A 23,243-nucleotide genomic window follows, 5' to 3' on the forward strand; every position below is an offset into this window, starting at 1 on the left:
ATGAGCACCACGATCAACAGCGGCGCGCTCCGCAGCGCCCGTCCCCTTACCATCACTCACTGGCGGGAGATGTCCCGCAACCGGACGAACTTTGGCATTGCCACCGTCTTTCCCTTCTTCATGGCCGGACTGTACCTGGGCATGGACAAGATCCTCCGCTCTTCCATGGGGGGACCGGGACCAGACTTCTCCGTGATGGTGGTACCCATCGCGCTGTGCATGCTTCTCACCGGGACATGCATGACCCTGACCGCCGGCCCGATCGCCGAGTACCGCCAGTACGGCACCCTGCGTATTCTGGGCACCACCCCGGTATCGCGAGGACAATTCATCCTGACCCACCTGGCCGTTCGAGTGCTCCTTGCGATCGCGCTCAGTGTCCTGGTCGGAGTTCTGGGTGCGCTTCTCGGCATAAGCGAGACCGCCTCCGTATGGCGTGCTGTGCTCGTCGCCCTGCCCTCCTCCGTGCTGTTCCTGGCCCTGGGCTACTTCATCGGCTCGCTCGTCGGTTCGGGACAGGCCGCCACTAATATCGCCACATTCACCGGGCTGTTCTTCCTTTTCACGTCGGGGGTGGTCGTCCCCCTGGAACTGCTGTCCGACTCGGTCAAGCGTGTCCTTGACTTCCTCCCCACCTCATACTTCGGGGACCTGCTGTTCTGGATCAACGGAGGTGCGCAGAGGTACGAGACGACGCTGGACTTCGCGGTTCTCACCGCCTTGGCGATCGTGGCCGTTCCCCTGGCGGTGAAGACCTTCCGCTGGGAGGCCGCAAAGAACTGAGTGGCTTGTTCGTTGAATGAACGGACTTCGATGGGAGGGGATGACGTTATGGAATGGAATACCGACTCATCCGTGAAAGTGAGCACGATTATGAGGCGCGTAACCGCGATCCTCGACGAGCACGACATGTGCGTCCTGGGCACCGTGGGCGCACAGGAGCCCCGGCTCACGCCGTGTTTCTTCGCCACGCTTGATGAACACCGCTTGGTCTTCGTCTCCTCGAAGGGATCTCGGCACGTGGCTCACATGCAGGCGGATCCGCATTGTTCCGCACTCGTGCTTCCCGAGCAGGCGGAGCAGGGGCGACTGGTGTCCCTGCTCCTGGCGGGAGAGGTGGTACGCCCTCAAGGGCTGAGCCGGCTCGCTGCACTGACGACCTACCTGGCCCGGATGAGGAACAGGCTTCCCTCGAGCGCAAGCAGCGTGCATGGCCTACTGGACAAGAAGGTGTTCGTTCTGGAAGCCGAGAGCATCGAACTCGTCGACACCCATCTTTGTCGCGGCACCATGCGTGTGGGCAGGAGGTGAATCGCCCCAATTATGCAGGCTAGTTCTGTAATGGGATTGGCTTTGGGGCTTGGGAATGGCTTTCATTCCCAAGCCCCAAAAATGTGCCCGGCTTGGTGCTCTAACCCGAGGCCCTTCACCTACGAGCGTCGTGACGCTGCTGGTTATATGCTTTTCCGGTTTACGGGTGCGTTTACCGGCTCTTCGCGTTTAGGGGTGTAGTAGCTGTTGTCTGAAGCCTCCGGCGTGGATGAGGCTGCGGATGGTGTAGTTGGTCAGATTCCTGAAGCCCAGGGCGATGCCGCGTAGGTGCTCCAGGCGGCCGTTGACTGCTTCAGTGGGTCCGTTGGATGTGCCGCGGTGGTCGAAGTAGGCGAGTATGTCTTCGCGCCGCTGGGCCAGGGTCTTGCCCAGCGACTTCAGCTCTTCGAGGGCGTCAGGCACGCCGGTGGTGAGGGTCTGCATCACTTTCTCCATCAGGGTCTTGCCCTGGGCGGGGGCCTTGGCGCGGTAGGCGGCCATGATCTTCTGATACACGCCCCACATGATCTCTACCGGAGTGTTGTGGGGGTCGGCGAACAGTTGTTCGAGACGCTCCCAGCCCTTGTCGCTCACCAGGCCCGCCCCGGTGCGCAGCAGCCTGCGGGCCTTGTACAGGGGGTCGTCCTTACGGCCCCGCCGCCCGGTGGTCTCGCGCTGGGTGCGGCGGCGGCACTCATCCAGCTTGTCCCCGGCCAGCGCGACCACGTGGAAGGGGTCCATGACCTCCGTCGCGCCGGGTAGGGCCTCGGCGGCGGCGGTCTTGAAGCCCGCGAACCCATCCATCGAGACCACCTCGATCCGGCTGCGCCAGTCCTCGTCGCGTTCCTGGAGCCATTGCTTGAAGGCCTGCTTGGAGCGGCCTTCGATCATGTCCAGCAGGCGGGAGGGGCCGGTACGGTCGCGCACGGGTGTAAGGTCGATGATGACGGTGACGTACTTGTCGCCCTTGCGGGTGTGCCGCCAAACATGCTCATCCACCCCGATGACCTCCACACCCTTCAGACGTCCAGGATCATTGATCAAGCGGTCCTTGGCCCGCTCAAGGACGGCCTCATTGGCGGTGTGCCAGGACACCCCCAGAGCTGCCGCCACACGCGAGATGGACATGAACTCCACCCCCACGGCCCGGATCGCCCACTCCTTGGCCGCCAAGGTCAGCCTCGCCCGCTTGGCGGCCGCACGAGACGCGTCCTGCCTCCACACACGCCCACAGCCCTGGCAGCGCCACCGGCGCAGCCGCACCAGCAAGTGGGTTGGGCGCCAGCCCACCGGAACATGCGCCAGCCGCCTCGCGACGGTCCCCACCGGGGCGCCCTGGGCCCCGCAGACCCGGCAGAACGCATCCTCCTCGCAGACCTGCAGCCGACACTCCACCAGTGCACCGCCGCCATCTATGCGCATGCCGGTGACAGTCAGTCCCAGCGCGTCCAGGCCCAGGAAACTAGCAAAATCAGGGGCAGCAAAGGTAGTCTCGGCCATGTCGAGGTCTCCGTGATCGGTGGTGTTCAGCAACCACCAATCATCGGGGACCTCGACCCCTACCCGCCCCTGCGACACGCGCACCCACGACTACCCCACCACCACACCCTCAAACACGAAGAGCCCGTTTACCGAGTTCGGTCGATATGACCATCGAGTTCGGTCGGTGGGACTGGCGGGCTCGAGCCCCTGCCGGGGCGCCGACTACCTGCTGACAGTCAAGAACAACCAGCCAGCACTCAAGGTCAGGCTCAAGGCGCTGCCCTGGGGCTGAGGTCGCCGCAATCACCGGGGTGGACATACTGCCTCAAAGGTGCCGGGGCTCTGTGGGAGCTGGCGTATGGTGCCCAGGAGCCCGCCGCACCCCACATCCCCAGTCAAGAGGATCGGTTCGCCTCCCCAGGGGCATGAAGGCCGAGATGATCCCACATCCCCACTCAAGAGGATCGGTTAGTTGCAACATGGAACGATGAGGCATGTCCACTTCGGGTGCAGGATTCTCGAAGGCGAAATGAGTGTTGGCGATTCGCTACGTGAGGCGGTGACACGGATGGGAGATGGTAGTTCGGCGGGTGCTGCTGCGGCGGGAGTCGCCAGCCCCAGGAGCGATATGGATAAGGTAAAGACGGCGAGGGTGCGAGGGGAGCGCATAGGGTAGTGATCTCCTATTCGTTGTGAGTCGGGTGGAACAGCTGTATCCTCTCGACTTGCACATGCTATTTGCTCCTCAGTACGCCTGTTCCGACTCCTACCTTAGTCGGACCACGAAAGTCCCAGAGAGAGTAGCAGAGTGACACGCGCTATCATCCGATGCCCCGTTGGTTCGCCTCGGCTACGACCTCCAGCCGACTGCCTGCGCCCATCTTGCGCATGAGGGAGGAGACATGAGTCTTGACGGTCGTCTCGGCAACGTTCATCTCGCGCGCAATTCTGCGGTTCGAGTAGCCTTTGCGCAGAAGACGAAGCACTTCAAGCTCGCGCGTCGACAGATCAAGGCCTGAGTCTGAGCCGGTACTGGGACGCTGACCGCGCATATAACGCTCCAGAACGCGGCTGGTCGGTCCAGGAGAGAGGACCTTGCCGCCCGCATGTACGGTCCGAATCGCTGCCACGACTTCTTTAGCCGGCGTGCTCTTGAGTAGGAAACCTGACGCGCCCGCGGCGATTCCGCCGTCGAGGTAGGTGTCATCATCGAATGTGGTTAACAGAAGGACCCGCGTATTCCCTCCGGCGGCGAGGATCCGCGAGGTGGCCTGGACGCCGCCCAGCACAGGCATCTGAACGTCCATGAGCACGACGTCCACGATGTGTTCGTGAACCAGGTCTACTGCTTCGGCTCCGTTGGTGGCGGTGGCCACGATCTTGATGCTGCTGTCCGCACCGAGGTTCGTGGATAACATATCGCGCACGATGGCGTCATCGTCCACGATGACGGTACGGATCGGATTGGACTGGCTGCTCTGTGTCATGTTTCGTCCTTGTTGCCTTCGTTGGTTGGTGTGAGGGGGAGGGTGGTGTGGAGTATCCATTGGTGGTTGGTGTGTTTGGTGGTGGTGGTTCCTCCGAGGGCGTGGGTGCGTTCTTGGATGCCGAGGATGCCGAGTTTGGATGAGGTGGTGGGGGTTGGGTGTCGGGTGTCGGATAGGGGGTTGATGGCGTGGAGTTCGGCGGTGGTGTCGGTGATGTTTAGTTTGATGGTGCATTGGGCGTCGGGGGCGGCGTATTTGGTCATGTTGGCGACGCATTCGTCCAGGATGCGGGTCAGGGTGGTGGTCAGGGTGGGGGTGAGTCGGGTGGGGTCTCCTTGATGGGTGACGGTGGCGCGCAGGCCGGCTTGGTGGAGGGTGTGGCGGGCCTGGGTTATTGCGGTGGTCAGGTCGGTGCTGGGGGTGTGGGTTCTAGGGGGGTGTCGGTGTCTTGTCTTAGGAGGCGCAGCATGGTGCGCAGGTCGAGTACTGATTGGTGTCCGGTGGTGATGATGTCGTCTAGGGCGGTGTTGATCTGGTTGGTGTGGTTGGGGTTGTTGAGTTGGGTTTGTGCTTGTTGGGCGCGCAGGACGATTTGGGTGTTGGCGCGGGCGAGGGTGTCGTGGAGTTCGCGGGCTATGAGGGCGCGCTGGTCACGCAGGGCTTGGGCGTGAGCGGCCTGGGCCCGGGAGACGTTGGCGTCAGCAAGCCGCAGGGCCGAGGCAGTGCCGAGACAAAGGACGAGCCACAACACCTGGCTGATGAGCAGGTCATCCATCTTCGTTCCCGCGTGCCAGGCCAGGAGGTTGCCGGCAACCATGGCCACCACAATCACAACAGCCTGCCGATAACGACCCCGACGGAGGAGGATGCAGGTCGCAGCGGTCGTCGATATGACGGTTCCGGTGAATTGGTCGCTGCCCGTCGCGTGTGTCGCGCCGAGTGCAAGGATGATGGTGGCGGCCCAGGGGTTGCGGGGGATCAGCAGCAGCGCCCACGGCACCACCAACCCCACCAACGTGGTGAAGCGTATGCCGGCGTCGACTGTGTTGAATACAGCGATGACAAAACTGATGCCGGTCAAGAGGCTCAGGCCCCAATGGGCGTGCAACCAGTTCCATGTGCAACCCCGCCGATGCCTGCTACCGGGGGCGTCTAGCACGTGTTCTCGAGACTTGTTGGTTGGTGTGAGGGGGAGGGTGGTGTGGAGTATCCATTGGTGGTTGGTGTGTTTGGTGGTGGTGGTTCCTCCGAGGGCGTGGGTGCGTTCTTGGATGCCGAGGATGCCGAGTTTGGATGAGGTGGTGGGGGTTGGGTGTCGGGTGTCGGATAGGGGGTTGATGGCGTGGAGTTCGGCGGTGGTGTCGGTGATGTTTAGTTTGATGGTGCATTGGGCGTCGGGGGCGGCGTATTTGGTCATGTTGGCGACGCATTCGTCCAGGATGCGGGTCAGGGTGGTGGTCAGGGTGGGGGTGAGTCGGGTGGGGTCTCCTTGATGGGTGACGGTGGCGTGGAGGCCGGCTTGGTGGAGGGTGTGGCGGGCTTGGGCGAGGGTGGTGGTTAGGTCGGGTGTGGGGGGTGTGGGGTTCAGGGAGGTGTCGGTGTCTTGTCTTAGGAGGCGCAGCATGGTGCGCAGGTCGAGGACCGACTGGTGTCCGGTGGTGATGATGTCGTCTAGGGCGGTGTTGATCTGGTTGGTGTGGTTGGGGTTGTTGAGTTGGGTTTGTGCTTGTTGGGCGCGCAGGACGATTTGGGTGTTGGCGCGGGCGAGGGTGTCGTGGAGTTCGCGGGCTATGAGGGCGCGCTGGTCACGCAGGGCTTGGGCGTGAGCGGCCTGGGCCCGGGAGACGTTGGCGTCAGCAAGCCGCAGAGGTGAGGCGATACCCAGACAGATGACAATCCACAACACCTGGCTGATGAGCAGGTCATCCATCTTCGTTCCCGCGTGCCAGGCCAGGAGGTTGCCGGCAACCATGGCCACCACAATCACAACAGCCTGCCGATAACGACCCCGACGGACGAGTACGTATGTGGCGAAGTACCCGGCCATGACCAATCCGGGTCCTTTAGCGTCTACAATGCCGTGAGCTGTACCTGCTGCCAGGACCAGGGCGGCGGCCAAAGGGTGTCGGGGGATCAGCAGCAGCGCCCACGGCACCACCAACCCCACCGCGTCAGTGACGGCGAACTCCTGGAACAACGCAGGCATCGCGGAGAAAGCCAGGCTGAAGGCCGTGAAGATGCTGAGTTCCCGGTAAGCACGCCAGACAGCGCCAAGTCGACTCGGCGCGACGCTGAGCGCTGGGGACGGTAGGGGAGGCATGAACGACCTTTCAAGAGTGCCCACAGACTAGCTCAGATCGTGCCTCTCCTACCAAAGTATGGGCGGTGGTGGCGGGAAGTCGGAACAGCCGGGGACCGCTGCTGTGCCATGGTCGAGCCATCCGAAGGTTCGACCGTGAAAGGAGACTGTGGTGCAACCGGTGGTTGCTCGCGGTGTGTGTCAGTCTTATGGGGGGCGGCAGGTTCTGCGGGATGTGGATTTGGCGGTGGAGCGGGGGGCGTTCCATGGTGTGATCGGTCCGAATGGTGCGGGTAAGACGACGCTGGTGGAGATCATCCAGGGTGCGCGACCTGCTCAGGAGGGCAGTGTGGAGCTGCTGGGTCGCGCGCCGTTGCCGCGTGATCCGCGCCTGCTGGCGCGGGTGGGGATTCAGCCGCAGGCCACGGCGTTCTTCTCGCGTGCCACCGTGTGGGAGCACCTGTCTACCGTTGCCGCGATCTTCGGTGCTTCAGCCTCTCGCGCAGAGCAGCTTATTGAGATCATGGGCCTGGAGCATGTACGCGATTCGCGTGTGGAGCGGGTGTCTGGTGGTGAGCGGCAGAAGTTGGCGGTGGCCTCGGCGATGGTGCATCGGCCGGAGGTGTTGTTCTTGGATGAGCCGACGGCGTCCTTGGATGCGACGGCTCGGCATGACCTGGTGGGTCTGCTGGGGTCGGTGCGTGATGAGGGTACGACGGTGGTGTATACGACTCACTATTTGGAGGAGGCGGAGCGTCTGTGCGATGTGGTCACCATTCTTGATGGTGGCCGGGTGGTGACTACGGCCTCTCCGTCTGCTCTGGTTGCCGGTGTGGGTGGTGGTGCCTCGGTGCTGCTGCCCGGGGCGGTGCCGTTCCTGGATGTGGTGACCGGTCTGGATGTGGTTACGGCTGCGACCGTGAGTGCGGATGGGCTGGTGGTTCACGTGCGTGATGTGGGTGAGGCGTTCGCGGCTCTTGGTGCGGCGGATGTGCCGACGGCGGGGGCGCAGGTGCACGGTCCGACCCTGGAGGATGCGTTCATGGAGCTCACAGGAAAGGAGTACGACTCATGACCCCCTTCAAAACCCTAACATTTTCCCTGGCGCGCACCAATCTGCGTGACCCGTCCACCATGTTCTTCACCTACGCTTTCCCGCCGGCACTGCTGGTTGTCCTTGCCCTGACCATGGGTGACCAACCGGGGCTCAACGGACATGACATTGTCAATGACATCAGTCCCAACGTTATGGGCTTCGGAGTCGCATTCGTCGGTATGTTCATTGGCGCCACAACTATTGTCGAGTGGCGGGAGAAGGGAGTCGGGCGGGTCTTGCGCAGTGCGCCGATGTCCGTGAGCTCTATCCTCGCCTCGGCGCTGACCGTCGCCATCGTTTCCGCGCTCGTGCAGGCGGTGCTCATCGTGCTCACCGGATTTGTGCCGGCGGTCGGCGTCACGCTGTCGCCGTGGGCGCTCCTTACCGTGGTGCCGGTGTTCCTGGGGAATTTAGTCTTCTACTCCCTGGGCATGCTCGTCGGCCTGATTCTGCCCACCGTCACTGCAGTCTCCTTGGCGGTTATGATCGTGGTCCTGCCCATGGGTTTCGCCTCCGGTGCGATGATGCCGCTGGAGATGATGCCGGGCTGGATACAGACGCTCGCCAACTTCCTGCTGCTGACCTACCTGCTCGACGCGTTGCGCTGGCCGCTGACGGGCGTGAGCGAACTGAGCGACGCGCTGATCGGGCTCGGTGTCACCGGCGTCGTCGGGGCAGCACTGTTCTGGGCTGCCACCAAGCTCATGCGCTGGACCTGAGGCGCCGTCGCGAGCATCGCGTCATGAACGCGGTCCCTGAAACGCCGTTGGTGGGCCGCTCCGCAGTCTCAGCGGGGCGGCCCACCGGCAAATGCAACAGCTCACCCATACCGGTTCGAAAGGAGCCTCTCCGATGGCCTACTTCAATGATGCCGTAACCCCGGTTGCCGGAACCGGCGGGGTTCGTCGCGTGCCGCGTCGTGTGTTGGGGCTGGCGGTTGTTGGCATCGGGCTGGGCGGTGGAGCCTGGTGGTGGCTGCGTTCCGCCGGGGCCACAGCCGTCAAGCCGGCGGAGGTCATGGCCGAGGACCCCATGGGCGCCGACACGGTTGCCGGTTACCGGGCAGTGCGTTCCAGCCGGTCGGCGTCGCCCGGCCTGCTGTCCAAGCCGTCCACCGTGTGGATGCGCCACTGGTTTCGTGACGACGCCGTAGCGCCGGAGGACCTCATGAGCGAGTTGGTGGAGCACGCCGTGGAGCGCGGCTGGGCGGGCGGGAAGTACTCGTCGCCTGGCCTGTGGGAGTCCTCCCGGCAGGATCCGCGGCTTGAGGGGCCGTTGAATCTGCTGATCTCGCTGGTTGATGACACCGGTCCCGGTGATGTGTTGCATGGTACAGTGCGCGTGTCCTTGAACTACCGGTGATCGGACGCTGGCAGATCACTGCCCGCCCCATGACACTTCAACCGGCCACAAACCTACTCGTTTCCCTTCCTGTTCTGTACTCAGCTTCCTAGTTTGCTCCCTTGAAAGGCGTCCCGATGAAGTTCCGCCCCGTTCAATTCCTACGCAGCCTGTTAGTCGCCCTGTGCGCCCTGATGGTGTTGCTGCCGTCGGTGATTATGGCCTACCCGGTGCCAGCGGCCGCCGCGCCGGCGGGCGGGAGCCTGCATGTGGTGCTGCTGGGTGACTCCTACTCCTCCGGAAATGGTGCCGGGGACTACTACGGGGATGACAGGCGAGCCTATCGCAGCCGCAATAATTGGGCACACCGCTATGTGGACTGGGTTAATACGCAGAATGTATCCGCCACGTTGACGAACCTGGCTCACAGTGGGGCGGTGACCGATGATCTGTTATCGGCGTCGGGCCAGGTGGCCGCGATTCCTACCGACACCGATTTGGTGATGCTGACCATCGGTGGCAATGATGTCGGGTTCGCCGATATTGTGAGTAAATGTTTCACGCTGGGTCTGCGTGATGCTCGGTCTTGCAAGTCCAAGGTCGATTCCGCTAATGCGCTGATGGACGACGTGATGGCCTCCACCGGCAACATTTTGCAGAAGATTGATGATCGGCTGCCCGACGGCGCCCAGGTTGTCCTGGTCGGTTACCCGCGACTGGCTACCTCCCGCAGCTATGTGCTGAAGAATCTCTTCGGTTCCTTTTCCTATGACGCCGGTACCGGGGTGCGCAGGCTCAGTGAGACCGCCCGTACTAAGCAGGCCGAGCTGGTTGCGAATTGGAATGCCGCCCACCCCGGGTTGAAGGTCGCCTACATAGACGGCGTCGTGTCGGCATTCGACGGACACGAGCCCGATCCGGCCACTAATGCACGCAACGACTACCGTTGGATCAACGAGTTCTTCGAGACCCGTGGCCGCCAGGCCGCCAACGGCAAGACGACATCAACCTTCAGTCTGGACGCCGCCGAGTTCTACCACCCCAATATCATCGGTCACCAGCAGATTGCCGACCTGATCGTCAACCGGGTGGGTGTTCCCAGCAACGTCAAACCCGCTGCTGCTCGCGCCGTCGTGCCGGCGGCACAAAACGCTGCGAGCGATGGTGCCACGACCGCCCAGGATACGCCCGTGGCCTGGATTCAGGGACCCTATGTAGCCCAGGAGGGAAGCACGCTGACCCTGGACGCGCGCGGCTCCTACGCCGCCGAAGGGTCTATCACCACCTACGAGTGGGACCTGGACGGAGACGGCACCTACGAGCGGTCCTCCACCGAGCCGGTTATCGACCATGCCTTCAACGAACTCTACGACGGTCAGATCGGCCTGCGGGTGACCCAGGACAACGGCCAGACCGCCGTATACGCCACCCAGGTGCAGATCACCGACGACGGCGATAACACCCCGCCCGAGCTCGACAACTGCCCTGACATTGAAAACTACAGTCAGTCCGATTACGACGGCGATGGCGTGGGCGACGCCTGTGACCCCGACCCCGGCTACCCCACCGAGGATCAGCCCGGAGTCTGTGTCGTCGGTGAGAACTGCCCCGACGACGCCGCTGTCGTTCCGACCCCCCGCCCCGACAGCACCGGCACCGACGATGCTGCCCCGACTGCCCCGACTGCCGCGGCGGACCCGACCAGCTCGGGCCCGACAGAGGCCACGGAATCGACGGACCCGGCGCCGACCGGCCAGGGCGTAGCCCAGCCGACGCCGTCGTCGGCGCCCGCACCGGTCGACCCCGCGCCCGACGCCGCTGGCAGTGGGACCACCATGCCCAGCGCAATGGCATCCAGTGACCGTGCGCGCTTGGCCAACACCGGAGTCGGTGCCACCATGCTCCTGCTCGCCGCCGCGCTCACCGTCACGGCCTGCGGCACCACCCTGCTTCGCGCCGTCCAAACCAGATCCGATCGAATGAGGTGACCGGCGAACGTTTCCTCGCCCGCAGTTCAGTGCTGTTCCTCGGGCTTGGCTACATCGTCGGTTCGCTGGTTAACTGGTTCTTCCGGTTTATGGGTGTGTTCGCCGAGTTCGGTAGATATAACCATCTAGTTCGGTTGATGGGGTCGGCGGGCCCGGGGGAAGTGTCCAGATTCGGCACGAACGATGTTCCCCGCCCGGCGCCGCCCACTAGATCCGCATGGTTCCAACGAGTCTGAGGGTGTGTGCTGGGAGGGGCGGGGTGTTTGTGCCGATTTTGGACACTTTGGCTCCCAGGCGCCGACCTACCGCCCTGATGCGGTGAGCAGGCCAAGGCCTTCTGTTTGCCGACCCGGCCCCCTTGTCCGATCGGCTGGGACGTCTTTGACGACGAACTGGGCCCGCAGCCCAGTCGGGAGCGCGGCCCGGCCCGGCCCACAGTCCAGCCCGGCCGCTGCCATGCCGGGCCTGGCTGCCGGCGATGCCGGCGACGTCCGCGGCCTGGGGCTAGAGCATCTTGACTGTTGACCTTGGGTGCGCCGGCGTCCAAGGCAACCCCACCGGCCCGAGTCAACACCCCCACACCCGGACCCTCTGGCTGCGGTTGGACCGTCTGCCTGCCGTTGGACCGTCTAGCTGCGGCTAGACCACCTGAAACGCACTCTCAGACGGTCCAACCGCAGGAGCGCGGTCCAAGCGCAGGAACGCGATCCAAGTACGCGGCCAGCAGCCGGCCGGGCCCACACCCACCCACTACACCCTCAAACCGGAAGAGCCGGTTAACTCCGCGCAGGCCGCCATGGCTCTGACCCCCATACTGGGGGTTGCCATCCTGTTCCTGTCGGGAGTCGTATTCCGGCTCTTCGTGTTTGGGGGTGTGGTGGGTGGTGTGCTCTGGCCTGTCCGGGCGGAACTCTCCGGCGTTCGAAGGCGCCGTCCCGCGTCCGAGCGTGGTCTGCCCGTGTCCGGACGTTGCTCCTGTGCTTGAGGGGCCCCTGGTGTTTGAGGGCGGTCTGTCGCTGTTCCGGTGGAGCGTGCTGTGGGGCGTGAGGTGGTGGTTTTCGACCGTGGGGTGTGGTTTACGACCCCGGGGTGGTCGTGAATCGCACCCCAGGGTCGAAAATCGACATGAACGGCCGTCTTGCACACCATCGCCGGGGGTCTATGGGTGCCACCGACCCCGGGCACAGGGCCAACCGGGCAGCCCGCTGCCGCAGCCCTCTTCGGGGTACTTCCTTTGCGCACTCATGACAGTGATCCTTCCGTGTATTCACTTGCCTCCATCAAACCCGGTGCAGTTCAGCCTAAGCGGTAGCGGTTGCCCAACAGGAGTCGGTCACCCGATGACACGGGTGGCCGACCCCTTCGGCTCGGAAGCCTCCCTGTGGCTAGAGGCGACCGAGCAGCTCGGCGGTCTCCTCCTCCGCCCCGTGCCAGGAGGGATCTGCGGTGAGGACGCCGTCGGTTAGCAGAAACCGCATCTCGGCCTCGGTGGCCTGAATCCTGATGGCGTGCGGGCCGGCCGCGCCGTTGAATGCGCGCAGGATGGGCTCGGCCTCATCCAGTGTCAGGTCCTGCTCATAGATATCGATCGCGGGCAGTCCGTCGGCGTAGCCGGGGCCGACGGCGTCCAGCTTCACGATGGGTTCGCGCGAGGGGTCCTCGGCGCCGCCGGGAAGAGCGGCGAGCATGGCGTCGAGCGGGACTCCGGACAGGTCGACGTCGGAGGTGGCGTTGATCGTCAGGGACGTGTTGCCGATCCCGAGGCGGTCCTCGTAGGCAAGGGTGGTGCCGTCGGTGGCCGCAGGGGGCGACAGGACGGCGTCGGCGGGAAGGGAGTCCGTTTCGATGTGGCTGATCCCGATTGCCTCGTCTGTCTCCAGCGGGATGGTGATAGCGCTGATCGTGCCCTGGTTGAGACCGGTAGCGACGCGCAGCCGCTCGCACTGGAGGTCGAGTTCTGCGTGCGGGCGCACCAGGTCTACGTCAATGGCCGTGTACAGGCCTTCGCCGTCCGCTCCGGGGCTCCTCCAATCGATGATCACTGTGGCGTGATCCAGTCCCTCAACACTGGCGGCCAGGTCGGTGTGGGCGGACTGGATCAAGGCGATGGCATCATCGACGGACGTGTTCTCCTCCAACGTCAGGAAGGTCCGCACGCCCCAGGACTTGGTGGAGACATGCTCGGTGTGGACATTCGGCTCGCTCATCACGGGCGCACGGCCGGTGAAGTAGTCGGCGAAAGGCGTCGTATCCGGCTCTTTCGCGGGTGTCCGCAGCCACCTGCGCACGCCGACTCCGGTGACAACTGCGGCGGTGCCAAGACCGAAGATGACCCGGCGGCGAGTATGGCCGCGCTGCTTGCCGGGGGTGGAGTCGGTGGAGGGAGAGGGCGTCTGAGAAGTCACCGCCGCAGGCTACGTACGGTCCAGAATCGGAGCAACGGACTCCTATGGGCAGTACTCCCCTGCGCTTGCCACTTCAACCGATCTCGATGGTTATATCGACCGATCTCGGCGGAAGGGAAGGACGGCTGACGCCCGGTCGCTTCCCGGCTGCATCCGGCGCGGCTATGTCCCGGCGCGGCGCAGGCGCAGGGAGTTGGTGACCACGATGACGCTGGAGGCGGCCATGGCGGCGCCGGCGATCATCGGGTTGAGCATTCCCGCCGCGGCCAGCGGGATCGCGGCCACGTTGTAGGCGAAGGCCCAGAACAGGTTCTGCTTGATTATCCGCAGCGTCTCCCGGCTGACGCGGATGGCCGTCACCACGGCGTCCAGGTCGGCGCGCACCAGCGTGATATCCGCGGCCTCGATGGCCACGTCCGTGCCCGACCCCATGGCGAAGCCCAGCCCGCGCGTGCCGGCCTGGGCCAGGGCCGCGGCGTCGTTCACGCCGTCGCCGACCATGCCCACCACGTGGCCCTCGTCCTGCAGGGCGACGATCACGTCGCGCTTGTCGCCCGGCAGCACCTCGGCGCGCACGTCGGCGCCGTCGATGCCGACCTCTCGGGCCACCTGCTCGGCGGTGCGGCGGTTGTCTCCGGTCAACAGCACCGGGCGCACCCCCAGCTCGCGCAGCGCGGCAACCGCCTCCCGGGAGGAGGGGCGCACCGTGTCCCGCACCACCAGCACCGCCCGGGAGGCGTCGTCCACGGCGAGTACCACGGCCGTCGCCCCGGACTCCTGCGCGGCGGCGACGGCGTCGGTGGCCTGCGCGGGCAGGGCCACCCCCTGCTCGGCCAGCCAGGCCGGTCGGCCCACCCGGACCCGGTAGGCGGTCCCGTCCAGCGCCACCGTGCCGGATACGCCCCGACCCTCGTGGTTGGAGAAGTCCCGCACCGCCGGCACCTGTTCGAGGTACTCCTTGGCGGCCTCGGTGATCGCCCGGGCCACCGGGTGCTCGCTGGCGGCCTCCACACTCCCGGCCAGGGCGAGGGCTTGCAACCGCGTGCTCTCGGGGCCGGGGCGGTGAAGCCCCTCGCGGCTACCATCCGCGATCCTCGTACCTCGGATCGCTCCCGCCAGCCCCACCACGCCTTCGAGCGGCTCCCCCGCCCCGGCCGCATCCGGCCCTGCCGCCTCGGCGCCAGGCGCCGCGGATGCGGAGTCCTCCGCTGCTCCCACCCCGCCCTCTACTTCGGCGGCGTCCCAGGTGACGATCCCGTCGACGTCCAGGCGCATGCGGCCCTCGGTGACGGTGCCGGTCTTGTCCAGCACGATTGTGTCCAGGGTGCGGGTGGACTCCAGCACCTCCGGGCCCTTGATGACCACGCCGAGCTGAGCGGCCCGCCCGGAGCCGACCAGCAGCGCCGTCGGCGTCGCCAGACCCAGTGCGCAGGGGCAGGCGATCACCAGCACGGATACGGCCGCCATGAACGCGGGCTGGGCCGGGTGCCCGAGTGCGAGCCACACCGCCGCCGTGGCCAGGGCCAGCACGATCACCGCGGGCACGAACACCCCGGAGATGCGGTCGGCCAGCCGCTGCACCGGCGCCTTGCCGGCCTGCGCCTCGGTGACCATGGCGCCGATGCGCGCCAACGTGGTCCCCGCGCCGACCGCCGTCGCCCGCACCAGCAGCACGCCGGAGGTGTTCATACAACCGCCGGTGACCGCATCGCCGGGACCGGCCTCCACCGGCACCGACTCACCGGTCAGCATGGAGGCGTCCACCGCGGAGCGCCCCTCGATCACCACGCCGTCGGTGGCGATCTTCTCACCGGGACGCACCACGAACAGGTCGCCGGCGGCCAGGGCGTCGATCTCCACCGTCTCCTCGGTGCGGGCGGCCTCGGGGAGGGGGGCGCCGTCGTCGTCGAGCACGTCGACGGCGTCGGTGGAGCCGGAGGGGGCGGTCAGCGTGACCCGGGCGGCCCGGGTGGCACCGAGCCGAAGCAGGGCACGCAGGGCGTCGCCGGAGCGGTAGCGGGCGCGCGCCTCCGCGTAGCGGCCCGCCAGCAGGAAGGTGGTTACCCAGGCGGCGGACTCGAAGTACATGTGCACTTGATGCCCCTGGGCGCGCGGGAGCAGCTCCATGCTCATGCGCATGCCCAGCTGGCCGGCGCCGCCGAAGATCAGCGCCCACAGACTCCAGCCGGTCGCGGCGATCACCCCCAGGGACACGAGCGTGTCCATGGTGGAGGCGCCGTGGCGCAGCGCCCGAAGGGCGGAGCGGTGGAAGGGCCAGGCGCCCCAGGTGGCCACCGGCAGCGCCAGCGCCGCCACCACCCACTGCCAACCGGTGAACTGCAGTGCGGGAATCATCGAAAGCGCCATCACCGGAATCGACAGCACCAGGCAGACGACCAGACGGGTGCGCAGGTAGGCGGCCCGGTCGGCCTGGGACTGGCCCAGCACCGGCGCCGGTGAGCCTGCCTCAGCCCCGGCCGGTGCCGCTGCGGACTCGGAGTCGGCGGACGCACCGGATGAGTCCGCGGTGGAAGGGGGTGTGTCGGTCGCCGCGGCCGCATCGGGGGAGGGCGCAGCCGCCGGAGCCGGGTCGGAGCCGGGATCGGGTCGGGGCGCTGCGGAACCGGAATCGCCGTCGGCCGGCGCCGCTAGGTCGGTGCGGCCGGTGACGGTGGCCGTGTAGCCGGCTCGCGCCACCGCATTGATCAGTTCCTCATTGCTCACCGGCGCGCTCAGTGTGACCCTGGCGGACTCGGTGGCGAGGTTGACGGAGGCCTCGACGCCGTCGAGCTTGCCCAGCTTCTTCTCCACGCGCGCCACACAGGAGGCGCAGGTCATACCCCCGACCGCAAGGTCGACGGTGGCGACCGGCGTCGAGCTGGGAGCGGCGTCGGTGTGGGTTGGCTGAGTCGGCTCAGACATGTGCGATCGGCCTCCAGTGTGAGTTCAGGCGGCGTCGCGCTCGATGGCGTCGAGGGTGTAGTCCCCGGCCTCGTCGATCGCCTCTGCCAGGGCGGCATCCGGCAGGACCATATCGGAGACGACCGTCGCCACGGACTGCCCGCCCTTGTTGAGGATGACGGAGACGTTCTTGACGCCGTTGAGGGCCTCCAGCTCCTCGGTGACGTGGGTGACGCAGTGCTCGCAGGTCATCCCGGAGATTCTCAAGGTGGTGGTGCGGTCGATGCCGTCGGCGGTGAATGCGGTCATTGGAACTCCTTGATCGAGTGTGTTTAGCGGGTTGCGGAAGTTGGTGAGGGCGCCGTGAGCGGGTGCGTCTGGACTTGTGGCGCAGTCCGGGTCAGGACTTGGCTATGACTTGACCAGGCGGGCGATTGCGTCGCAGGCCTCGCGGATCTTGGCGCGGCCCTCCTCGTCGGAGGACTGCGCCGCGTGCAGTACGCAGTGGTTCATGTGGTCCTCGAGCAGTCCCAGGCTGACGGCCTGGAGTGCCTTGGTAACGGCAGAGACCTGGGTTAGGACATCGATGCAGTAAGCGTCCTCTTGGACCATGCGCGAGATGCCGCGCACCTGTCCCTCAATGCGACTGAGCCGCTTGAGGTAGTCCTCCTTAGTTCCCGTATAGCCGGCCACCGTTCCTCCTACCCCCGCTCGTGTCGGGTGGTGCCGGCCGGCCAGCGCCGGCCAACGCACCCACGATACCCCTAGGGGGTAGGGGTTGCAATGGCTGGGGGATGGGGTCGCAATACTGCGAGCGGCTCGGGCACCTCGCTGCGGACGCTTGCGGCGACCCTTCGCCCCCTGGTGTACGGGAGTCTCCCGCACTCCACGGTCGAGTGATGGTTGTCGAGTCTGGGCCTAGCCGCATCGGCTGTGGGATGCTAGCCATATGAGCGAGCAGCACGCGCCCGAGGGCATGGACATCCCCGATACTTCCTGGGCGCCCAATGGTTGGGAGCCCAGTGACATCGGCTTCGATGACGCCCCCTTTGGCAGTGTCCTGGGTGACCCGCTCATGGGCTCGCCCATATTCGATGTGTCGGTGCTTGATGCCGCTCCCGGCTCAGGATCTGACGATGCCGGTGCGCGTACCACGCCGCAACCCGGTATTCCGCTATCGGCCGCCGCTCTACCCAGCAGCCCTATACCCCGCCAGCCGCCGCAGCCCGATTACCACCGGACCACTGCTGGGCGGGAGCCGCAGCCGCGGCCCGCATCTCAACCACCGTCGGGCCGTAGCCTGCCTATGCCGCCTCCTAATTCACCGATTTCGGTGCCGCGGTTCCCCTCCCGCGTCGTTGCAGGCTATGGGACAACTCCGAATGGGGGGCCGCGACAAGCTCCCGGTGGTGTCGGCAGGGTTCCCGCAGGTTACCCCGGCGCCGCACCGCAAGCGCCGTCGCCTGCGCCCAGGATGTCTGCCCGAAACCCCTATGCGCGGGTGCAGCAGGTTCAGCGTCCAGCACCGTCTGCTGTGCATTGGCATAATCCCCCACGGCAACCGGTTCAAGCTCCCGGCGGCGGTGAATCGGAACCCTACATCCGCCCTCAAGCGGGTGCACCGGGAAGACCGACGCAGCCTCGTGAATCCCAGGGCGAAGGCCTAGAAGACATCGATAAATTCGTGGCCTTCGGAGTCGGTATGGTCGTCCTAGTCCTGCTCATGATGCTGTTTGCCAACCTATGAGGCCGTAGACCCGGTAGGGCCCGCCTGGGTGACTCCAGGAGGCTGTTCATTACAGCCCGTCGAACCAGTCAACTTGACCGCTCCCTACCACACGGCTACTTGACCGCACCGGAGGTAATGCCGGAGATGATGCTGCGCTGGAAGACGGCGAACAACACGATCAGCGGCAGACTCATCAACAGCACGTAGCTGAATATCAGGTGCCAGTTGTTCAGGTGGATACCGGCACTGGCCACCGCGAACAGGTTCAGAGGCAGAGTATCCATGCGGCCGCCCACTACGAAAAGTGCGTAGAACACGTCGTTCCAGACGTACAGGCTGATCAGGATGGTGGCCGTCGCCAGCACCGGGCGCAGCAGCGGCAGGATTATCATGGTGAACACCCGTACTGGTCCGGCCCCATCAACCCTGGCGGCCTCCTCCAAAGACTCTGGGACGGTGCGTACGAAGCCGGTGACGAAGAAGATCACCGTGGACATGTACATGCCCGTGTAGGTGCAGATCATGCCCACCGCGCTTCCAGCCAATCCGAGCTGGCGCAACAACAGCACCAGCGTGACCACCGCCGGTGGCAAAATGATGCCGGAGATGCCCACAGCGTACAGCACAGCCGTTAGCCGTCCCGAGCGGCGGGCCAGAATCCAAGCGGCCATGGACCCAAGCACGAGTACCGCCAACACCGAAGGTACCAGCATTACAATACTGCCAATGAAGGCCGGACCGATTTCTGAGCGTTCTACCACTTCTGCCAGGTTCTCCCCCAATCGCCACCGGGACGGCAGCGATAGGTCAGGGGAGAACGCCTCCGCCTGTGACTTGCCGGCGGTGACCAGCACCGTCCATAGCGGAACTCCCACCAGGAGCAATGCCAGCAATACGCTAACTACCGGCTGTACCACGGTCGGGAGTAGACGCGCGGCCGTAATGGTTCTGCGGCGGTCGCGGTCATGGACGGCGGCCGGGCTGGCACGATCTTTCATGTCATAGTCCTTTCTCGGCGCCGGAGCATGCCGATCACCGGGAAGGCCAGGAACACTACGGCCAGGAACAGCACCAGGCTCATGGTGGTTGCCTGAGCGTACAGCCCCTGCCCGAAAGTGCGGAAGATGAACAGGTTGAGCAACTCGGTGGAACTGCCCGGCCCGCCGCCGGTGGTGGCCTGCACAATGTCGAAGGAGTTCATCGATCCCAACAGTGCCGTGGCCACATTGAAGGTAACCGCCGGGGCGATCAACGGGATACGTATGCGCAGGAGCATCTGCCAGGGGGAGACTCCATCAATGCGCGCTGCCTCTAGCACCTGGGAGTCGATCGTCTTAAGTCCCGCCAGGTAGACGAGCATCGACATTCCCATCCATTTCCAGGAATGGATGAGGATCACCACCAGGATCGTCCAAGTGGTCGATCCCAGCCAGGCCGTTCGCACCGGTGTCCCGGCTAGCGCTGACAGCAACTGATTGAGCCCGCCGTCGGGTCTTAGTAGCGCCTGGAAGATGTAGCCGGCGGCCAGGGACGAGATGATCACAGGGATGAAGAACACCACCCGCAGCAACCGGTTGATCCGGGTGTCGCGTTCAAGCAGGAGCGCCAATCCCAGACCGAACAGATTCTGGAACACCGCCACTCCGGCGGCGTACACGAGGGTGATCGTCAGGGCCTTGCGCAACGCCCCGGAGGCGGCCAGATCGGTGAAGTTGTTCAGCCCGACCGGGCTTATGGCGCTTTTGAAGCTCGACCAGTCCGTGAAGGCGTACACGAAGTTGTACACCGTGGGCGTTAAGAAGAACACCGCGAGCACGGCGAAGGCGGGCGCCGCGAATACCCAGGGGTGCGGGGATCCCGCGCGCGCCTCCCGCGGTGACCGTCCCGGTGAGTGCATCGGTTCAGAACCCCTCGGCGCCAATGGCCTTGGCAAGTTGGGCGAACTGCGCCTGGGTCTCCTCTCCGACCTGCGCGGGCGTCTTGGTGCCGGCGATCATGTCGCCGAGATTCTTGGCCAGATCGGGGTTGGCGATCGCCAGCGACTGCATGGAACCGACCGAATTGCTCAGGGCCTCGTTGGCCTCAACGGCTGCGGTCGGAACGGATTCGGGAGTGTCGACGCCGTCGATGATGGAGACCGTGTTCTGACCTTTGACGAAGTCCGCGTAGCCGTCGGTGAGCCAGTAGGTCAGGAGCTGACGGGTGGCGGACTCGCGGGCAGTGTCGCCGGTCTTGAAGGCGACGACGGCGTTGGTCTGCTCCGGAATCGAGGTGGCTATAGTGCCCTTGGCGGAGATGGGGAAGAAACCGATGGCCTCGTTCAGGGCGTCGGCGTCGGTCTGGGCGGCCATATTCGACAGCAGGCTGTTTACGTGGATCGCCATGGCCGCATCGCCGTTGAGCAGAGCTTTGGCTTGGTCATCGAAGGTGGCGGTCTTAATATTGGTGTTGTAAAGGCCGTCCTTGATCATCGTGGCGTACTGATCAATGGCATCCTGTATGTCGGTGCCGGTGAAAGCGTCCTGGTTGGAGTTGACCCGGTCCCACAGCCCGTCCTTGGCGGCGTCGGCCAGCTGGACCTGCACCACGTACTGGGAGGCCCACCACTCCCCGCCCATCTCGTAGAAGGGAGTGACACCCTTTCCCTTCAGGTCCCGGGCCAGCCCCAGTAGCGCGCCGAAGTCCGTCGGGATCTGCGCCCTACGGTCCTTGAATACGCGCTTATTGTACCACACGCCCATGACGGATGGGGCGGAGATGAAGGCGGCGTAACGGTGATCGTTTAGCATGCCTCCGGCCTCCATGACGGAGGGGACGGTCTTGGTCTCCCACGGTGCGCCGTCAAGGACTTGAAGACGTTCGGTGGCGCCCAGGCTGGTGAGCATGGAGGTGGTCGGCTGCCACATCGCCAGATCGGGCATGTCGCCGGTGGCCACCTTGGTCTGCACGGTCTGTTCGTAGGGGTCGGGAATGGTGACGATCTCGACCTTCGCCCCGGTCGTCTTGGTGAAGGCGGCGACGACGTCCTTGGGGATTTCCGCGGAGGACTGGGCGGCCCAAAAGGTGAGGGTTACCCCGTCGAGCTTGCCGGTTGGGGACGGCCAATCCGCTGGCGCAGACTCGCCCCTCGAGCGGTCGGAGCCGGGGTCCGAGCACGCAGCCAGCCCCGTGACGGCGGCCGAGCCGACCGCCAGGCCCATCCAGTTTCTGCGGCTCAGCAAGACGCGGTCGAGAGCGTCCATGAGGCCGTGCCTGCGATTCATTATTCCTCCTGTGGTGGTGTGGCCCGACGGGGTGCGTGCGAATGCGTCGGTTCTAATCACTCTTGGTCGGGCGATCCGCGACGAGCGCCCGAGTGGTTTCGATGCGTCCTGGGCTTTTGTGAGTTGCTCCTGAAATGGCTTCGGTTATGCCCGAGAACGAACCGCCGGTGACATCCGACACGATAGGAATTGGTGACGGCGCTGTCCATAGGTCTTGAAACCTGCGTTTCAGGGTGTGTGGTCGACCGATTTACGTGGCTTCCGAAGCGCCTTATAGTTCCCGTGTATTCGTAGGCATGCGAAGGAGCGTGGATCCATGACTATTACTCGACGACACGCACTAGTATCCGTCGCGCTTTTTGCCGGCGTTCCGCTGATGGATGGGGCTGTCTCGCCCGATGCCGTGGCTGCGGGTAGAGAGCTAGATCTGGCGAACTGGACTATGGTGGATTCGCTCAGCGATGAGTTCGACACGCCTTTGAATCCCGATCGCTGGCACAAGGGCCTGTGGTACCCGGGGTCTGATCTGCATGCCTTCCGGGATGACAATGCCCTGACCGAGGGCGGGAACCTGCGTTTGTATGCGCGTAAGGAATACTACGCCGGCAAGGGTTACACCTTCGGTGCGGTCGAGTCGGTGTTCGACACCCCCGGTGTGTGCAGCTACGTGGAGGTGCGTGCCAAGTGCCTGGCCGGCGCCGCGAATGTCTTGTCAGCGATCTGGCTCCAGTCCTCCCGACTGGACGGCGTGAACCACCTGTTGGCCGATCCCAACCCGGAGATCGACATCCAGGAGAACACCGCAGACCGGGTCATGCAGGCGGCCCTGCACCTGTGGCCCGGAAACGATGAGGCGAGGCATGTGCGCTACGGCGGCAACGCCAACCCGAACGTCGGTGTGGACGTCACCGCCGACTACCACCTGTATGGGGCCGAACGTCGCGATGGGAGGCTCCGCCTGTACTTCGACCGGCGTCTTTTATGGGAGCTGCCCGCCCCTGACCCCTCCCTGTGGCGCATGTCCCGACATGTCGTATTCAGCCTTGAGGCGCACCGTGGTTGGCCGAGAGACGCGGGCCTGCCAGCCTCCTTCGACATCGACTACGTCCACACCTACTACCGCACGCCCGAAGCCGTCCAGCCCGACGGCGTTTACCGCATCGTAGAGTCGACCACGGGCCGTTGCCTGGTGCGCACCGAGAACGGCCCGGTCCTGAGTGGGAAGGCTGCCGAGGTTGACGAGGCCTCCAGGTGGCGCCTGATCCGCCAGGACGATTTCACCTATGTGGTCTCCGACCCCGATGGAGTCGGCACGCTTGGCCTGGGTGCCTTGAGCGGTTACCCCGGTACCGTCGTCGTCATCAATCAGGCCGGGGTCACCGGCGCGGACTCCGCCGGCAGTGTGAACCGGTGGCACGTCCTGCCCAGTACGAGCACGACGGAGCGCGTCAGGCTGCTGTCCAAGTTCGCCGGCCTGGCGCTCGCCCCCGGGGAAGACGGCGTGCTGGTGGGAGAGGATGATGTCGACTGGATCCTGGAGGAAATCATCCCGCCGATACCTGAGCCCGAACCGCAGATGCCCGCATACGTAGCCGCCAGCAAAGAGCGTCCGGGGGCCGTGATTCTCACCGGCGACTGGAACGGGGACGGGGTGGATACCTACGCAGTACGTATCGGCACGCGTGTGGTCTTCTACAACGACAACCGTGTGGACGCTCCCGTAGCGGCGGCCTTCACCCTCGGCCGGGCGGGCGACACCGTATACGTTGGCGACTGGAACGGGGACGGTAGCGACAGCCTGGCCCTCAAACGTGGCAACCACGTGTTCTTGCAAGTTACTGCGAATTCCCCCGTCACCGCGGTCGGCACACTCGCCGATCTCGACAAGGCGCGCGGATAGTCGTCTAGATGGCTGTGGTGGCGGGGTGCAGCCGAATGGAG

General features: G+C 65.1%; 18 protein-coding genes. 7 read left to right on the forward strand and 11 right to left on the reverse strand.

Annotated features, from left to right (window positions below; all coding sequences use genetic code 11):
- Entirely contained in the window at window positions 1–783 is a 783-nt protein-coding gene (locus CWT10_RS00460; RefSeq protein WP_103062457.1) for an ABC transporter permease, read from the forward strand.
- A gap of 48 nt (window positions 784–831) precedes the next feature.
- Window positions 832–1,311 (forward strand): pyridoxamine 5'-phosphate oxidase family protein, encoded by a 480-nt coding sequence (locus tag CWT10_RS00465; RefSeq protein WP_168190739.1) that lies wholly within the window; start codon window positions 832–834, stop codon window positions 1,309–1,311.
- 189 nt (window positions 1,312–1,500) lie between these two features.
- Here the strand turns inward: CWT10_RS00465 and CWT10_RS00470 are convergent, their stop codons facing one another.
- From CWT10_RS00470 to CWT10_RS00480, 4 genes are all read right to left on the reverse strand, one after another.
- Window positions 1,501–2,811, reverse strand: a complete 1,311-nt coding sequence (locus tag CWT10_RS00470; protein ID WP_103062545.1) for an ISL3 family transposase — start codon at window positions 2,809–2,811, stop codon at window positions 1,501–1,503.
- 803 nt (window positions 2,812–3,614) lie between these two features.
- A complete protein-coding gene (locus CWT10_RS00475; RefSeq protein ID WP_158247628.1) occupies window positions 3,615–4,280 on the reverse strand; it encodes a response regulator transcription factor in 666 nt (221 codons plus the stop codon).
- Entirely contained in the window at window positions 4,277–4,543 is a 267-nt protein-coding gene (locus tag CWT10_RS16685; protein WP_168190740.1) for a sensor histidine kinase, read from the reverse strand. Before CWT10_RS16685 ends, CWT10_RS00475 begins: the two co-directional genes overlap by 4 nt.
- A gap of 140 nt (window positions 4,544–4,683) precedes the next feature.
- Complete coding sequence (locus tag CWT10_RS00480) at window positions 4,684–6,600, reverse strand: sensor histidine kinase (RefSeq protein WP_128683175.1); 1,917 nt, start codon at window positions 6,598–6,600, stop codon at window positions 4,684–4,686.
- Window positions 6,601–6,814: 214 nt separating this feature from the next.
- Between CWT10_RS00480 and CWT10_RS00485 the strand changes: the two genes are divergently transcribed.
- The 4 genes from CWT10_RS00485 to CWT10_RS00500 all read left to right on the forward strand — a co-directional run bounded on the left by CWT10_RS00485 (window position 6,815) and on the right by CWT10_RS00500 (window position 11,004).
- Window positions 6,815–7,654: an ABC transporter ATP-binding protein gene (locus CWT10_RS00485; RefSeq protein WP_269843729.1), complete on the forward strand. Its 840-nt coding sequence runs from the start codon at window positions 6,815–6,817 to the stop codon at window positions 7,652–7,654.
- Window positions 7,651–8,394, forward strand: coding sequence for an ABC transporter permease (locus tag CWT10_RS00490; protein ID WP_103062273.1), 744 nt, complete (start codon window positions 7,651–7,653; stop codon window positions 8,392–8,394). The genes CWT10_RS00485 and CWT10_RS00490 overlap by 4 nt, the downstream gene beginning before the upstream one ends.
- 133 nt (window positions 8,395–8,527) lie before the next feature.
- Window positions 8,528–9,037, forward strand: coding sequence for a flagellar basal body-associated FliL family protein (locus CWT10_RS00495; RefSeq protein ID WP_103062272.1), 510 nt, complete (start codon window positions 8,528–8,530; stop codon window positions 9,035–9,037).
- Between the two features lie 116 nt (window positions 9,038–9,153).
- Window positions 9,154–11,004, forward strand: coding sequence for an SGNH/GDSL hydrolase family protein (locus CWT10_RS00500; protein WP_168190741.1), 1,851 nt, complete (start codon window positions 9,154–9,156; stop codon window positions 11,002–11,004).
- 1,385 nt (window positions 11,005–12,389) lie between these two features.
- Here CWT10_RS00500 and CWT10_RS00505 read toward each other — a convergent pair.
- The 7 genes from CWT10_RS00505 to CWT10_RS00535 all read right to left on the reverse strand — a co-directional run bounded on the left by CWT10_RS00505 (window position 12,390) and on the right by CWT10_RS00535 (window position 21,302).
- Window positions 12,390–13,409 carry a hypothetical protein gene (locus tag CWT10_RS00505; protein WP_103062271.1) on the reverse strand — a complete coding sequence of 340 codons (1,020 nt, stop codon included), beginning with the start codon at window positions 13,407–13,409 and terminating at the stop codon, window positions 12,390–12,392.
- 162 nt (window positions 13,410–13,571) lie between these two features.
- Window positions 13,572–16,331: a heavy metal translocating P-type ATPase gene (locus CWT10_RS00510; protein WP_103062270.1), complete on the reverse strand. Its 2,760-nt coding sequence runs from the start codon at window positions 16,329–16,331 to the stop codon at window positions 13,572–13,574.
- A gap of 24 nt (window positions 16,332–16,355) precedes the next feature.
- Window positions 16,356–16,619, reverse strand: a complete 264-nt coding sequence (locus tag CWT10_RS00515; protein ID WP_103062269.1) for a heavy-metal-associated domain-containing protein — start codon at window positions 16,617–16,619, stop codon at window positions 16,356–16,358.
- 102 nt (window positions 16,620–16,721) lie between these two features.
- Complete coding sequence (locus CWT10_RS00520; RefSeq protein WP_103062268.1) at window positions 16,722–17,003, reverse strand: metal-sensitive transcriptional regulator; 282 nt, start codon at window positions 17,001–17,003, stop codon at window positions 16,722–16,724.
- Window positions 17,004–18,152: 1,149 nt separating this feature from the next.
- Complete coding sequence (locus CWT10_RS00525; protein WP_103062267.1) at window positions 18,153–19,037, reverse strand: carbohydrate ABC transporter permease; 885 nt, start codon at window positions 19,035–19,037, stop codon at window positions 18,153–18,155.
- On the reverse strand, window positions 19,034–19,936 hold the full coding sequence (locus tag CWT10_RS00530) for a carbohydrate ABC transporter permease (RefSeq protein ID WP_103062266.1): 903 nt from the start codon (window positions 19,934–19,936) through the stop codon (window positions 19,034–19,036). The genes CWT10_RS00525 and CWT10_RS00530 overlap by 4 nt, the downstream gene beginning before the upstream one ends.
- Window positions 19,937–19,940: 4 nt before the next feature.
- Window positions 19,941–21,302, reverse strand: coding sequence for an ABC transporter substrate-binding protein (locus CWT10_RS00535; RefSeq protein ID WP_199176308.1), 1,362 nt, complete (start codon window positions 21,300–21,302; stop codon window positions 19,941–19,943).
- Between the two features lie 316 nt (window positions 21,303–21,618).
- Here CWT10_RS00535 and CWT10_RS00540 point away from each other — a divergent pair, with 316 nt between their 5' ends.
- Window positions 21,619–23,202, forward strand: coding sequence for a glycoside hydrolase family 16 protein (locus CWT10_RS00540; RefSeq protein ID WP_128683176.1), 1,584 nt, complete (start codon window positions 21,619–21,621; stop codon window positions 23,200–23,202).
- The last annotated feature ends 41 nt before the right edge of the window (window positions 23,203–23,243 follow it).

Origin of the sequence: Actinomyces qiguomingii, from assembly GCF_004102025.1 — a bacterium.
In the GTDB taxonomy this organism is placed as follows: Bacteria; Actinomycetota; Actinomycetes; order Actinomycetales; family Actinomycetaceae; genus Actinomyces; species Actinomyces qiguomingii.